Below are 15,102 nucleotides of genomic sequence, written 5' to 3' on the forward strand. Positions count from 1 at the left end.
CTCTAGGTGTGAGCGGGTCCAGCGGGGGCCGTCGTCTCGGAGGCCGAGATCTGGGCCGCGGCCTGTTGCTGGATGCGGCCAATGAGCTGGAAGACGCGCGCGTAGGGCTGCCTTCCGAGCGCCTCCAGGACCTGGTTGATCTCCGCCACGCTCAACGTGAGCTGGAGCGGTTTGTTCGTGTCATGCGCCATGGTTGTTGGAGCCTCCAGGAGGTGTTTCACGCGAGAGCTTCAGCCAGCCCTCGGCGAGTTGCAGGGCGTCCGGCATCCGGGCGCGCGTCTCCGCCGGAGTCAGCGCCCGCGTCTCCTCCCACAGGCCGCGCTGCCGGGATACCCAGGACCAGGTGAAGCCGGGCTGCTCGGGTACCGGCACGCTCACCTCGCGCTCGCCGCCGGCCTTGCCGTAGGCGGCCCGGCCCGTCAGCAGCGGCGCGGAGGTGAACGTCACCTCGAGCGAGGCGAGCGCCTTTTCGTACTGTTCGGGGGGAATCCGGATCGACTTGGCCGGCACGATGCTGCTGGTCGCGTGGACCTCGCCTCGCGGATCCACGAGCATGGTCAGGATCTGGGCCGGTGCGCTCACCGTCTGGGGGATCTCCACCGCCCTGTTTCCCGAGGCGGTGACGATCGAGCGCCCGGCGGGGTCGGTGCCGGAGAAGCCCTCATGCTCGCTCTGGGGCGCATAGAACGTGCCGTTCTCGAAGCGGCCATCCGCCTGCTCCTTCCAGTAGCCGAGCAGGCCGTCGTTGAACTGGCGGAACTCGCCGATGCGGATGGGCAGCTCCACCTGGTCGAAGCCCAGCGTCCACGACTCGGGGCTCTGGGAGATGGGCGTGGGCGCCTCCCCGTCCTGGTATTGCGCGAGGGTCTCGTTGAAGACCCGCCAACGCTTGTCACGCGCCGGCAGTCCGTGGAGCTCCAGGTCCACCGACGCCCGGACCACGGCCAGGGGGCGTCCAATCAGGAGCGAGAGCGAGGGGCTGTGGGAGAGCGCCTCCGGGTCGCTCTGGTCCAGGGCGGCGTTGAGCACCGTGCCAAACGCCTTCGTGTAGTCCTGGCCCGCCCTGCCGGCGGACGTGAGGTGGTCGATCACCTTGCGCAGGTGGGGGTTCTCGATGGCCTCCACGGCCACGGGATGGGTCGTGCCGGGGAAGGGATCCCAATACCCCGCCGCGTTGATGACCCCCAGCGGGGTGCCCGAGGTGGCGTACACCATCAGGCCGCCGTCGAAGTTGTTGGGGATGAGCCAGCCACAGATGGGGCTCGTCGCCGGATGCGCGTTCATCTCCGGCTGGTCCTCGCCCTCCAGGGGCATGCCCGACAGCCAGCGGAACTGGATGCGCGAGGGCTGGGCGAGCCGTGGCGCGAGCAGCACCCGGTGGTCATTCTCGCCGCGATCCCTCAGGGGCATCAGCTCGGAGGACACGATCGTCGTGCCCCCCTCGTCGGGCCGGGTGTCCAGGTCGTTGAGCTGTCCGAACGTGTCCACCAGGCGCAGGCCGGTGATGCGCAGCTCTCCGCCGCGGATCGGATTGAAGTCGCGCTTCGGGGTGGACGCCAGGAGCAGGGCGCCGCGGACCGTCCCCGCCACCTGCGAGGCGAAGAGGCGGTGGTCGTCGAAGCCGATGGGATCCTCGATGTCGAGCTGCAGCGTGCGCTTTTGCATCAGGAGCGCGTCGTTGAAGCCATTGAGGGCCTGGGAGAGGATGTGCTCTTGCTGGGACTGGAGCGTCACGTAGGCCCTGAGCGCCGTGCGGAGCGTGTCGTCCTCCTGTCCCGGCTCGGGCTGATAACCGGAGAGCAGGGCCTGGGCGTTGCCGTTCGTGTCGAGGTATTGCTCGGCCTGCGCCGCGGTGAGTCCATACAGGGCTTTCTGGTGACTCTCCTCCGGCAGGAGCAGCCGCTGCTTGACCACGTACGAGGCGATCCGCTGCTTCAGCGTCCCGCTCGCGTGCGCGCTCAGGATGCTGAACCCTCGATAGGGCTCCGAGTTGGTGACGACGTCATCGGTGTTGTCCGGCTCCCGGCGCGCCAGGTCCACCGCCTCGGGAGCGCGCACGTAGCGGCGGGTGATGTGGTCTGGCGGGTAGGCGTCACGGCCATCTACCTTGGGAACGGGGTGCGGGAAGAACTGGACGTCCCACTCCAGCAGGAAGGGGTTCCAGGGCTGCTGGGTCCAGGTGGTGAAGCCCGCGCGCTCGCCGGACTGGGAGGCGGGTGAGGCGTCGATGAGCTGTCGAATGCGGCCCAGGAGCGCTTCCTCCAGCGGCAGGCGGTCGAGGCTCTCGTCGGAGACGCCCGCGAGGAGCTGGCACGCCAGCAGACCGTCCTTCTGGAGCCGGCCGTCGCGGCCATGCCGGACACCGCGCGAGAGCGCCTCGCCATGCATCAAGACGACCGGATCATTGGGCTGCCAGTAGCGTGGGCCGGGGGTGGCCCTGAGGGCGAATGGGGGGGTGAGTCCCCAGACGCGCCGCTGGAGCGCATCCATCGCACGCTGCAAGCGCGCCGCGAGCTGCTCCGCGAAGGGGGGGATATCGAGGCTTATCAACCCCTTCTCGATTCGAATCACATACGTCCGCCCCCCGTCGGTGATGTTCCACACCCTCCCCTCGCCTTCCTCGCCGCCCTCCGCCACCACCTTCACGGTCGCGCTCGAGGAGAGCGTGATGCCGAAGTTCTTGAACTCCTTGGCCCAGTGGCTGGAGGGATCCTTGATGTAATTGGCGTCGAGATCCTCCCGGTACTCCCGGAAGTATTGCGTCGAGCCAGCATTGACGAGACCGAAGCGCAGCGTCTCGGGCGCTCCCACCACCTGTTGCGTGTTCCGGGGTTGCTTCCACCCGAGCTTGCCCGTCGCGAGCAGATGCTTGCGGAGGGTGGCGAGCCCGTTGGCGCGCAGGGTCTGCATCGCGTCCGAGAGGTCCTCGGCGTCGGTGGGCTGATCCTCGCCCATCTGGTCGCCGATCGCCTCGGGATGGGTGGCGTAGATGAACTTGTGCCAGTCGTTGAAGAGCCGCGAGCTCATGGACGCCGTGGCTTCGTTGGCCCGGTCATACGCGCCCTGGAGCTGGTTGAGCTCGCTGAGCAGGTGGGCCACGTCGTCCGGGAGGGTGACCTCCTCTCCCTCGGTGTCGCTCGCGGGATTGGCGCGTTGGATGGACCAGAGGGTGCCACCGGCGCGGGCCGTGAAGCCCCGCTCGTGGCGCGCCTCGTGGAACTTCTCGTCCACGTCGAGCTGGAGCTGGTCGAGCTGATCCGTGAACTCGAGGGCGTCGAGTTGCCGCGCGACGTCGCGCCGCGTATCGGGCTCCTCCTCCAGTTGGTGGGCCAGATAGGCGGAGAGGGCCTCGGTGCCGGTGTCACCCACCGACAGGGTGAGCGTCTTCTGGCTGGCGGCGGGGTTGTTCCGGGTCGCTCCCTGGAACGTGAGCCGCGCGTGGCAGACGGTCCGGCGGGGGAGCGCGGCCTGCCCCAGGTCCACCTGCCACCGGAAGCGTTGTTCGAAGTCCTGGCGGACCCGGATGCGATCCGTCTCGGATTGGTGCTGGAGGTAGAAGTCCTTCAAGACGTCATCGTCGGGCCGGTCATACCAGCCGAGGACGTCATAGCTGACACCGGACGGGTTCTCTCCCAGCTTGGCGTCCGGGTCATGGAAGCCGAACACGCTGAAGCACCCCGGGTAGAAGGCCGCGAACGAGGCCTTCACATGGTCCAGAGACGCATGCCACTCGAGCGGCCCCATGGCCGTGAGCGCGAGTTCGTGCTGGCGCAGGTACTCGCCCGAGGCCCCGGAGGACTGCCAGTCCGTGACCTGCATCGCACGTCCGATGTGCCGGAAGGGCTGGTAGGGCCCCTCCTTCAACCGGGTGCGCGGGAAGGGAATGATGGCGGCGACGGGCTGCTGCTGGAGAGAGAGGCCCGTCAGATCGGGGTAGAGGTAATCACTCTCGACGACCCATTGCCGCTCCACGCTGTCGCCCCGGAGGCGGCGGACCAGCCAGCGGTTGGGGACGATGGGAAAGCGATGCCGTCCCGAGAGATCCGACCCGGTGCTGCGGGTCAGCGTATCGGGCAGGGCCCAGTGCAGGTGGATGCCTGGCGCGAGTTCCTGGAAGGTGGGCGAGAAGGGCTGGGAGAGGATGTTCTCGCTGATGTTCGCCCGGTCATTGCTGTGGCCGTAGTCACCATCCGCTTTCTTGTAGGTGAAGGGGAGCCGGGTGTACTGCGCGAGTGCTTCGCGGACGGGCGTGGGGCTGGACAGACAGAGCGCGTCCAGGTGCATGGGGACGAGAAGGACATTGGGGGTTGTCGACTCTCCAGCCATGGTGATGCTCCTTCGGAAGGATGTTTGACGTCACGCGAGAAGGCGAACCGCCGCGGCAGCGGATCACGAGGCTGTGATGGACTGTGTCGGACGACGACTGCGTGTGCTCGTCTTGCGCTGTCTTCCCTTGCCGGGAGAGCCCGTATAACGGTCTGGTTCGATTCAGGGGATAAGCGTTTCACTGAATTGACAAGAAAGCAGGGATGTGCTGGGCGCGCGTCCCCGTCACCGGCCGAAACTGTCCGTGCCTGTCTCAGCCTGCGCGGGCGCGGAGCGTGGGCGCCGCTCACCACCGGCGAAGAGAGGACCAGGGGAAGGGGGCCCAGAAGGGCGTCGCCACGCACGTCACAGTGGCACTGGAGGCTCTGGAAGGGGGCAATCCAGCGCGGGCTGCGACCCTCCTCCGTCCCCGCTCGAGGGAGCGCCCCGTGCCGTCGGGACTTACTTCAGCAGGGCCTGAGCCCGCTCGGGATCGACGCCGAAGAACTGTGCCGGCAGGCTGACCGATTGTCCGCATGCGAGGGTGGCACTGCTGCCATCCTGCAGGCCCAGCACAGTCTTACCTTTTTCCTGGCAGGCCTTGACCGAGGCCTTGACGGCGCCGGCGTCCTCGAATAGCGGCAGAGCTTCCGCGCGCACCACCACCATGTCCGCGCGCAGCACGCCGCACTTCGGCCCGGGCGCGATGCGCGCCGCCGCCGCTTCCTGGTACATGCTGACGGCGCCGTTGCAGTCGGCGCGCATCAGTTGTTCGATGTGGCGAAAGGCCATCGGCTTGACCATGGCAGGGCTCCACTCCGAGGTCACACGCAGCAGGGAGCCGGGCTGGCGCGCGTAGTCCCGCAGGACATTCTCCAGCGTTTCGGTGCCCGCGAGGCGTGGCAGCCAGCGGGGCTGGCAGTCCTGCGCGGCGCCGCATTCGAGCTCACGGGCGAAATCGGTGCGCTCGCCCTGCTTTCCTTTGCGGTTGTAGTCGCGCAGCCGCAGCAGGGACGACCGCGGGACGTCCGACGACAGTCCGATCGCGTAGAAAGCCAGGCCGCAGTCGTAGGGCATGCGCCCCCAGCCGCGGCGGGGCAGCGCCTTCCAGGATTTGCCATTGGCTGCGAGGACGCAGCCGTTCACGGCCTTTTCCAGTTCGCCTTTGAAGCCGTCGTGATCGAGCCAGCCGAGCCGGGCGGCCGTCACCGCGCGCAGGAATTCGGCGCCGCCTTCGCCGACGGTCGCCTCATCCTCTTTCCAGCTGTCGTTCCAGTCCTGGGGTTGGGTGAGGTGGGCCATCTCGTGCGCCACGAAGGTATGCAGCAGCTCTTCCTGTTCGCGGCCGGGCGTGGGCGGGAAGGACAGGCGCATCACGGTACGATTGGCTACGTCACCCCAGTAATTGTGCGGATCAGAAGGAGAGGCAACGATGAAGGGTATGCTGAACGGCAGGCCGGGCAACTCCTTCCTGAGCTCTCCTTCGATGCTGTCCAGCGTGGCGTCCAGATAGGCCAGGGTCTGCCGCGAGAAGTTGCTGCTGGCATGGACGCGGGATGTCGCACCGGGCCGGAAGGCTTGCTGGATCAGGACGGTCGGCATCGCATCGCCGCCGCCAGCAGCGGCAGTGCGTGCGCCGCTTTCCGCCGTGGTCACGCCATCGACCACGACTGTCCCGCCAGGGACGACGAACTTCCAGTCGACCGCACCACAGGCATCGGTGAGCGCGTAGGAGCTGGTGTGCACATACAAGCCTTTTTCGACCGGATAGGCCCACGGATACGTACGGTCCTTGTTGCGCCTGGTAGCGGGCACGCGCAGGCGCAGCGTGCTGCAGGATGCGTTCTTGCGGCGGAGTTGCCGCCCATCGAACCCGGTGCAGTCGTCGGCGGCGCTCCAGTCGCTGCGCAGGCCGACGTCATCGCGACCGGCATTGGGGCGCACCCCGTCGTCACGGAACGTCAGCGCCGTGCAGGACGGCGGAATCTCGTAGCTGACCTCGAGCGCGGCGGGGTCGCGCATCGTGATGGTCGCATGGACCGTGGCGGGCGAGGGGGCGGGCACCGGGATGGCGCTTCGGGCAGAACAGGCCGGCGCGCAGGCCAACAGCAGGGCGGACAGGTGCGGCTTCAATGAGCCTCCGATAATGATCCGATAACGGAATCGTTGATGTTAACCGATCATGAACAGCGCATAAGAGGCTCCGTCCCCGCTTGAGGGAGCTCCGGTCGGGAGCGGCGCACGACGGGTGCCCGGGACTGAAGGGAAGAGAGGGGGCCTGCTGCGTCAGCGCAGCACGCGGCCGGGAAGGCTCAGGTCACCGGAGGCGACGTCGAAGGTGCCCGTGACGCACAGCAACGGGTCGTGCAGGTTGGCGTTCACCTTGAGGGCCGCGGTGACACCGTCGTAGTTGAACTGCGCGGGGAAGGTGGCGGCCTCCTCGGGGATGCGCACCTCCACCACCTGTCCCCGCAGCGCGGGCTTGAAGCCTGGGGAGTCGATGAGGATGGGCAGGCCGGGCCACGTCTTCGGCAGCTTCGGCCTGGTGCCCTCCGGGATGTCGCGCACCTTGAGGCCGCCGGGACAGGAGGCGTCCTTCACCAGCACCACCCAGTGGCTGTGCCACAGGTTGCCGTCGTTGCCCTTGTTGCCGTCCCCGTTCTCGTCTTCCAGCGGCGTGTCGTCGAAGTCCGGGTGGGCCGTCAGCACGAAGGCGAGGATGCCCTGCGCGGCGTCGAAGCCCACCGCCCCCGAGTCGATGGAGGTGGGCCAGACGTAGGAAAACACCTCGCTGCCGGCCAGTTGCCCGGTGGGCGTGGGCGTGAGTTTGCCTGCCTCCTCCCGCACCTCCTGACGGAAGAGGATGTGGCCGCCCTCGCGCCGCACCTCGGTGCGCACCAGGTCGAAGGAGGCCGTCACCTTCGGGGAGACGGGCGCGACAAGGCCCTTGGCGGGCTTGCCTCGCTTGGGCGGTGAGTGGTTCTGATCGCCGTGGGCGAGCGCGAGCGTGGGGATGAGGAGCAGCGGGACGAGCAGGACATGGGACTTCATGGGGGAGTGCCTCCGTTTTGTTTCGACCCGATACCAAATGCCCGCGGCGCCCCAGTTTGTCAAGAATGTTTCGACTCGATACATTCACTCATATAGGAGCCGGCCACACGTACGCGCCTTGCAGACTGATTGAGGTTCAATCAATCCCTGTTTTGACAATATTCCTTGTTGGCATCTGGTCTACCGATTACATCTCATTCAATCCAATTCAGGAGATTCCCCCGCATGAAATGCAATCAATGGACTGGCGGCGCCGCCTTGCGCTTGCTGCCTTTGTTCTGTGGCCTGCTGTCGCTCCAAGGCGCTCAGGCTGCCTGGGCCCCCAAGACGCCACCCCTCTCCACGCCGTGGACCGCCCAGGTCTCCACCACCAACGCCCTTCCGGACTATCCCCGTCCGCAGATGGTCCGCTCCGACTGGCTCAACCTCAATGGCGAGTGGCAGTTCGGTAACGCCACCGCGGGCCAGACGCCTCCCTTCGGCCAGAACCTCGCTGAAAGCGTTCTCGTCCCCTTCCCCATCGAGTCTGGCCTCTCCGGCATCAAGCGCTACCAGGAGCGCATGTGGTACCGCCGCACCTTCACCGTCCCCGCGGCCTGGAGTGGCCGGCGCGTCCAGCTCCACTTCGGCGCCGTGGACTGGGAGGCCACCGTCTACGTCAACCGCCAGTGGGTGGGCAGCCACCAGGGCGGCTTCGACTCCTTCAGCTTCGACATCACCCCCCAGCTCAACGGGGGCACCAACGAGATCATCGTCGGGGTGTATGACCCCACCGAGGAGGGCGGGCAGCCCGTGGGCAAGCAGCGCAAGAACCCGAACGGCATCTGGTACACGTCCGCCTCGGGCATCTGGCAGACGGTGTGGCTGGAGCCCACGCCCTCGGCCAGCATCACCCGGCTGGACATGACTCCGGACCTGGCCGGCTCCGCCCTCCGCCTCACGGTGCGGGGCACCGGCGTGTCGGGCCAGACGGTCGAGGCCGTGGCCTTCGATGGCACCACCCAGGTGGGCAGTGCCACCGGCGGCGTGGGCGCTGAAATCCGCATCCCCGTGCCCAACCCCAAGACGTGGTCTCCCGACAGCCCCTTCCTCTACGATCTGCGCGTCTCCCTCAAGAGCGGCTCCACCGTCGTCGATCAGGTGACGAGCTACTTCGGCATGCGCTCGGTGGGCCTCAAGCTCGTGGGGGGCTACCCGCGCCCGGTGCTCAATGGCCAGTTCGTCTTCCAGATGGGCACCCTGGATCAGGGCTACTGGCCGGATGGCATCTACACCGCGCCCACCGACGAGGCACTCAAGTTCGACATCCAGAAGCACAAGGACCTGGGCTACAACCTCATCCGCAAGCACATCAAGGTCGAGCCCCAGCGCTGGTACTACTGGGCCGACAAGCTCGGCCTGCTCGTCTGGCAGGACATGCCCTTGATGGACAACCGAACGCCCTCCGCCACCGCGCGCGGCCAGTTCGAGAGAGAGCTGCGCGAGATGGTGGATGAGCACCGCAGCTCACCGTCCCTCATCACCTGGGTGGTGCAGAACGAGGGCTGGGGTCAGTACGACCAGGCCCGGCTGGCGGACCTGGTGAAGAGCTGGGATTCCTCCCGCCTGGTGAACAACATGAGCGGCATCAACTGCTGCGGCTCCGTGGACGGTGGAAACGGCGACCTGGCGGACTGGCACGTCTACCCAAGCCCGGCTTCACCTTCCGCGTCGACCTCGCGCGCGGCGGTGCTGGGTGAGTACGGCGGTCTGGGCCTGCGCGTCCCCGGCCACGAGTGGAGCCCCGGCAACGGCTTTGGTTACGAGATGGTCGCCGATAGCGCGGCGCTCACCTCCCGCTATGTGGGTTTCATCCAGGGACTGCAGAGCCTGATGAACAAGCCGGGCCTGAGCGCGGCCGTCTACACGGAGATCACGGACGTGGAGAACGAGGTGAACGGCATGTACACCTACGACCGCGCCGTCCTCAAGGTGGACCTCAACCCGGTGCGCACCGCTCACCTCAACCTGATCGCCGCCTCGCGTCAGCTCAACAACCTGGGACTTCTGGGCGCTGGTGGCCAGTACCGCTCCCTGCAGGTGACGACGCCGGGCTACACCCACCGCTACGTGCGCCACCTCGACAGCCTGGGCTTCACCGAGGTGGTGAACAACGGCAGCAACGGGACGCTCAAGCAGGACGCGACCTTCAAGATCGTGCCCGGCCTGGCGGACGCCAGCTGCTACTCCTTCGAGCCGCGCAACTTCCCCGGCAGCTACCTGCGCCACTACGGCAGCCGCCTGCGCAGGGATGTACGAGATGGCACGGCGCTCTTCGATCAGGATGCCACCTTCTGCGCTCGCCCGGCGCTCGACGGGTCCCCGCTGTACGCGTCGCTGGAGTCCAAGAACAAGCCCGGCTTCTATGTGCGCCACCGCGTCGGCGAGGTCTGGTTGGAGGCCTTGGAGAACACCACGGGCTTCCGTCAGGACGCGACATGGGCCCCGGGAGAGGCCTGGTGGAAGAGCGACGCGAATGTCCCCGTGGGCGAGTACCGCTCCTTCCAGGTGACGACGCCGGGCTACACCCACCGCTACCTGCGCCACCTCGACAGCCTGGGCTTCACCGAGGGGATGGACGGCGCCAGCTCCACCACGCTCAAGCAGGACGCGACCTTCAAGCTCGTGCCCGGCCTGGCGGACGCCAGCTGCTACTCTTTCGAGTCGCGCAACTACCCCGGCCAGTACCTGCGCCACCAGGGCAGCCGCCTCCGCAAGGACGCTCCCGACGGCTCGGCGATCTTCGACCAGGACGCCACCTTCTGTGCCCAGCCGGGTCTGTCTGGCACCGGTGTCTCGTTCGAGTCCTTCAACTTCCCCGGACGCTACATCCGTCACTCCGCCGCCCAGGTGTGGACGGCGTCGGGGTTCGGGATCGGTTGGGACATGGCCACCAGCTTCAAAGAGGACACGAGTTGGAACATCGTGTCCCCCTGGGCTCCCTAAGCAGGTCGCCAGGAGTTCCGAGACAAATTCCGGCCGCATGCACAGCGTCTGGAGCATGTGACCGGCAAGGAGCCCTGCCGAGCTGGGGCTGACAGCATACGACAGGCGGAAGCTGGAGCGGGTGTTGCGGCAGGCGCGCGACGCCCGCTACTTCCGTCGTCTTCCTGGCCATCAAGCGTTTCCAGTGCCGTCGCGACGCGCTGCGCCACACAGGTCAGTGCAGGGCAAGGGGCCGTGTCACGGGCCAGAACTCCTTTGTTTTGTCGAGAACGTATCATCAACCGGTTAGTCATGATTTTCTCGTTCGAAACGTTATGATAGAGAGGGCTCCGCCAGTTCGGCTCATGTATTGAAAGAGGTGTTTATATGCGTGGAGCTGCTCCTTGCTTGTTTCTGCTGTCCATCGTGGGGGCCATCACTCCGAGCTGCGGGGGGGCGCCCTCTGAGCACGGGTTGGACGAGGCCGTCGGAGAAGTCGCCGAGGCGCTCTCCGTGGATACCAGCAAGACGTACAACATCGTCGGCGTGGGAAGCGACAAGTGCGTACAGCCCAAGGGCGGTAATACGGGAGCTGGTACCGAGGCGGTGATTTCGGCCTGCAGCGGGGGAGTTGCCCAGCGGTTCCAATTCATCACGCAGTCGGGCGGCTACTACAGCATCAAGAATGTCTCCAGCGGCCTGTGTCTCGACGTCACGGATGCATCGACGAGCAACGGCGCCCTGATCAAGCAGTGGTCCTGTTCGAGCGGGAGCTACCAGCAGTTCCTGGTCGAGGACACCGGCGGTGGTACGGTGAAGCTGACCGCCCGTCACAGCGGCCTGGTGATTGACGTCATCGGCGGGGGGACGAGCAACGGGACGGGGTTGCATCAGTGGGGTTGGGGTGGGTCGACGAACCAGACGTTCAAGCTGGTGGCCAGTGGCACGGCGGGTGGTGGTGAGGATCCCTGCGCCATCTCCCTCTCCGATAAGCCCGATGGCTTCGCCGCCCAGGCGGGTGGCACCACGGGTGGAGGGAATGCCACCCCCATCCAGGTCACGACGGCGAGCCAGCTCAAGCAGTACCTGGAGGATGGCCAGGCACGCGTGCTCCACATCATGAATGATCTGGACTTCAGGACCGCTGCGCGCACCGTGTCGGGATGCGAGAAGAAGGCGTCCTGTGACTCCCAGGGCAAATCCATCAAGGAGTTCCGGGTTTCGAGCACCTGCAACTCGGACGAGGTGACGGCCACCCGGACGCGCAACGAGACCACCATCAACGTCAAGTCGAACAAGACGGTGATCGGCATGGGCGACGGTGCCACCCTTTACGGGGCGTCGTTCAACCTTGGGAACCAGGAGAATTTGATCTTCCGCAATCTCGACATCCGCGACGTGAACCCCGGTCTCATCGAGGCGGGTGACGGGTTCACCATCACCTCGTCGAAGCACGTGTGGATCGACCACTGCTCGATCTCGCTCATCAGCGATGGCTACCTCGACGTTGGCACCACGGCCTCCGAGACCAGCGTCCATCCCGATTACATCACACTCTCGTGGACCTACATCAATGGGAGAAATCCCTACCAGTGTGGCGGTCAGCACAGCTTCGTGAACTTCGCCAACAACGCCAAGATGACCTGGCACCACAACTGGTACGACAACAGCTCGGGGCGAAACCCGAAGCTCGGTGGCGCGCTGATGCAGGCCCACCTCTACAATAATTACTGGCTCAACACGTCCTATTTCTGCGTCACCGCCGCGGAGAATGCGCAAGCGCGCGTCGAGAGCAACTACTTCGAGAACGCGAGCAAGCCGCACTGGCTCCAGGCTCCGGGCGCGATCGCGATCGACAGCGGGAACGTCTACACCGGCAAGTCGACGTCCACCTCCCGGGATGTCGGTGGCAGCGTGTTCTCGGTCCCCTACTCGTATACCAAGGACAGTGGCACGGCCGCGAGGGACCGCATCAAGGCGTGCGCTGGACCGCGGCGGATACAATAGCCGGCCAAGGCCAGCCAAGGTGTCCAGCCAGGGTGTCAGACGATTCGTAAGGCCGAGCCCCCAGCGCCCATGCCATCGTCGCGGGATTGTCGATGCCGGGGATCGCCGAACGCGCTGGGGGTCAGGTCCAGTGAAGCCAGAGTGAGCCGTCTCCTTCCAGGGTGACGCGAGTGCCGAACTGGCGGCCCTCCCGGTCCAGGATGCCCTGCAACCACCCGGCGTCGGCGGAGGAGGCCCGGCACACCTGGAAGCGGCGCACCCGCATGGGCGTCATGCGGAAGGAAAGCAGCCGGCCGCTCGTGGGCTCCAGCGTCACGAAGTACATCAGGGTCAGGTCACCACGAAAACCTTCGTTGTCGCGGATACCTTCGTAGTCGTTCAGGAAGTCTCCACAGCCATAAAGGATGGGGCGCTCCCGGTGGATCTCGATGCCACGGGGATGGTGGGAGGAGTGGCCGTGGACAACATCCACCCCCGCCTCGTCGATGAGGGCCCGGGCGAACTCCCGCTGTGCGGAGGGCACCTCGTAACCCCAATTGCCCCCCCAGTGGATGGAGGCGATGACGAGTGCTCCCGTGTGCTTGATGGCGCGCACCCTCGCCCCGATGCCGCGCGCCGTGGCGGGAGCCAGATTCTCCAGCAATTCCACCCCTGGCCTGTCCGTGCTCGCCGCCCACTCCGGCGGGATGCCGCTGCTCCTCGTCCCGAACGAGAACACGGCGACCCGGCCCTTGCCTGGGACGTCCAGCAGGGCGGGAGCCCGCGCTTGCTCCAGGTGGGTGCCCGCTCCCGCGGTGGCGATACCCACGCGGCTCAAGGTCGCCAACGTCTCGCGGAGTCCCTCGTACCCCCAATCCAGCACATGGTTGTTCGCCAGCGCGCAGCATCCGATGCGGGCGGCCGTGAGGCAGGCGGCGTGCGCCGGGCTCATTCGATAGTGGATGCCCTTGTCTGGCCACCACTCCTCGCTGGTGGTGATGCTGGTCTCCAGGTTGATCAACCGCACGTCCGGAGCTCGCCGCTCCAGCTCCGTGAGCGCATCACCCCAGATATAGTCGAGGCCCACTGGCCGGGGAATGGGACCGTTCACCTCCTCGGCCAGTGCGACGTAGTCCCGGGCGTCACGCACATAGGACTCGTACAGATGGGGCGGGCACGGGTGGGGGAGGACCTGGTCGATGCCTCGCCCGGTCATCACGTCGCCACAGAGAAAGAGAGTGAGGGCCTCCCCGTGTGCTGGCGCTGGCATGCTCAACGCTCCAGCGCCGAGCCAGGGGCCCGACCGGCCGCGTGGTGCGAATCCCGTGGGGAGGTTTCGAGCACCCGCGTCATGTTCATGGCGGCCCACCTCCTCGAAACGCGGCGGAGTGAGCCGCGTCCTTCCGAGAGGGTGGACATGACGCTCATCGAGCGCATGGGAACACCAGCGCGAAGCGCCCGCGCAACCGCCCGGCGAGGATCCAGGCTCGCTGGGAGGGCACCGGACGTCCGACTCCGCCCAGGCGAGGCGCTGTGTCAGCGACCGCGCCCGAGTCGCCTGTCGTGCATCTGGCGGAGGGAGGCGACTTCAGTAGCCCACCGAGTCGCTGTAGTTGATCAGCTTGGTGCCATAGTCGCCGCCCCACTGGTAGCCGTAGCGGCGCTCGGCCTCGATGTCCATGATGTTGTAGAACTTGCCGCCGGTGCGGTCGCTGAAGAAACCCTTGTCCTGGTTCAGATCATAGAAGCGGTACCACATGGTGCTGCCGGACCGGGTCTGGATCGGGTTGTAGGAGTCGTCGGTGTTGCCCGAGGGGCGCTTCACATAGGCGGTGTTGGCGACCTTGACCGTGCTTCTCTTGAACCAGGCAATCGCGGCCTGGACGGCGGCCTTGACCTCGGCGGTCTGCGGACGGGTCATCAGGAAGGCGACGATCCCCACCGATTCGCTGCCGCTCCTGGAGGGCAGCTCATAGGCCCGGGCTCCCTTCGGGGCGTAACTGGCCGGATCATGCTGGGCACACCACACGGTCTTCACGCCGCCCTGAACGATCTGCGCCTTGAGGATGTAGTTCACGCCCTTGTCGATCGCGGTGGCGAGCTTCGCGCGCTGCTCGGCGGTGAAGATGTCGCCGTCGAGCGGCGCCTTCTGTCGCGAGGCATGATCGAGCAGCACCAGCACCCGCACCATCGCATTGTCGTTGAAGGTGATGTAGTTGGAGTAGCTCGTGCCGGTACGCGCCGGATAGACCTGCGGCCAGCCGCCCGAGGAGGACTGCATGGTCAGCAGGAAGTCGAGCGCCCGGCGGGCGGCGTCGCGGTGGTTGGTTTTGCCGCCGCGCTTGTAGACGTCGGCGAGGAAGAGGATTTCGGAGACCGTGGCGCCGTTGTCGATGGTGCCCAGTTCCACGCCGTTCGCGCCGAGCCACTCCGAGCGTGCCGCCTTGCCGTTCCAGGCGGAACTGTACCACGAGGGAATCTTGTAGAAGCCGCCGTGCGGCATCTGCCAGGAGACGATGTTGTTGGCCTTGGTGGTGTCGGCCGCGAGCGCGGTGGCCGCGTTCGTGCTGGTGCTGAGCCAGCTCTTGTAGGTGTTGAGTTCGGCGTACACCGGGTTGTTGGTCTGATCCAGGGTGGGCGCGCTGCTCGCGGCCGTGGTGATGCTGTACGGACCGCTGCCTTCGCCTTCCTCACCTCCGCAGGCGCAAAGCAGGTTCATGACGAAGAGGGTGACAAGGCCCGTGCGCGGTGAACTCATCGTGGTTCTCTTTTCTTTCTCCTGCTCGCCAGAGTCCC

At 66.4% G+C, this 15,102-nt stretch carries 8 protein-coding genes; 2 read left to right on the forward strand and 6 right to left on the reverse strand.

Going from position 1 to position 15,102, the window contains the following annotated elements; translation table 11 throughout:
• Positions 1–2: 2 nt before the first annotated feature.
• The 4 genes from D187_RS12580 to D187_RS12595 all read right to left on the reverse strand — a co-directional run bounded on the left by D187_RS12580 (position 3) and on the right by D187_RS12595 (position 7,356).
• Positions 3–191: a hypothetical protein gene (locus tag D187_RS12580; RefSeq protein WP_002623326.1), complete on the reverse strand. Its 189-nt coding sequence runs from the start codon at positions 189–191 to the stop codon at positions 3–5.
• Positions 181–4,326 carry a hypothetical protein gene (locus D187_RS12585; protein WP_002623325.1) on the reverse strand — a complete coding sequence of 1,382 codons (4,146 nt, stop codon included), beginning with the start codon at positions 4,324–4,326 and terminating at the stop codon, positions 181–183. Before D187_RS12585 ends, D187_RS12580 begins: the two co-directional genes overlap by 11 nt.
• Positions 4,327–4,767: 441 nt before the next feature.
• Positions 4,768–6,438 (reverse strand): hypothetical protein, encoded by a 1,671-nt coding sequence (locus D187_RS12590; protein WP_002623324.1) that lies wholly within the window; start codon positions 6,436–6,438, stop codon positions 4,768–4,770.
• Between the two features lie 153 nt (positions 6,439–6,591).
• On the reverse strand, positions 6,592–7,356 hold the full coding sequence (locus D187_RS12595; RefSeq protein ID WP_002623323.1) for a hypothetical protein: 765 nt from the start codon (positions 7,354–7,356) through the stop codon (positions 6,592–6,594).
• Between the two features lie 225 nt (positions 7,357–7,581).
• On the opposite strand from D187_RS12595, the gene D187_RS12600 reads away from it, so the two are divergent.
• Both D187_RS12600 and D187_RS12605 read left to right on the forward strand, forming a co-directional pair.
• Complete coding sequence (locus D187_RS12600) at positions 7,582–10,341, forward strand: AbfB domain-containing protein (RefSeq protein ID WP_002623322.1); 2,760 nt, start codon at positions 7,582–7,584, stop codon at positions 10,339–10,341.
• Positions 10,342–10,728: 387 nt separating this feature from the next.
• Entirely contained in the window at positions 10,729–12,327 is a 1,599-nt protein-coding gene (locus tag D187_RS12605; RefSeq protein ID WP_043429569.1) for an RICIN domain-containing protein, read from the forward strand.
• A 121-nt stretch (positions 12,328–12,448) separates the two neighbouring features.
• On the opposite strand, the gene D187_RS12610 is transcribed toward D187_RS12605, so the two are convergent.
• Positions 12,449–13,576 (reverse strand): CapA family protein, encoded by a 1,128-nt coding sequence (locus D187_RS12610; protein ID WP_002623319.1) that lies wholly within the window; start codon positions 13,574–13,576, stop codon positions 12,449–12,451.
• A 318-nt stretch (positions 13,577–13,894) separates the two neighbouring features.
• Positions 13,895–15,064 carry a pectate lyase gene (gene pelA / locus D187_RS12615; protein ID WP_002623318.1) on the reverse strand — a complete coding sequence of 390 codons (1,170 nt, stop codon included), beginning with the start codon at positions 15,062–15,064 and terminating at the stop codon, positions 13,895–13,897.
• Positions 15,065–15,102: the final 38 nt, after the last annotated feature.

The sequence above is a fragment of the Cystobacter fuscus DSM 2262 genome (assembly GCF_000335475.2).
Taxonomy (GTDB): Bacteria; Myxococcota; Myxococcia; order Myxococcales; family Myxococcaceae; genus Cystobacter; species Cystobacter fuscus.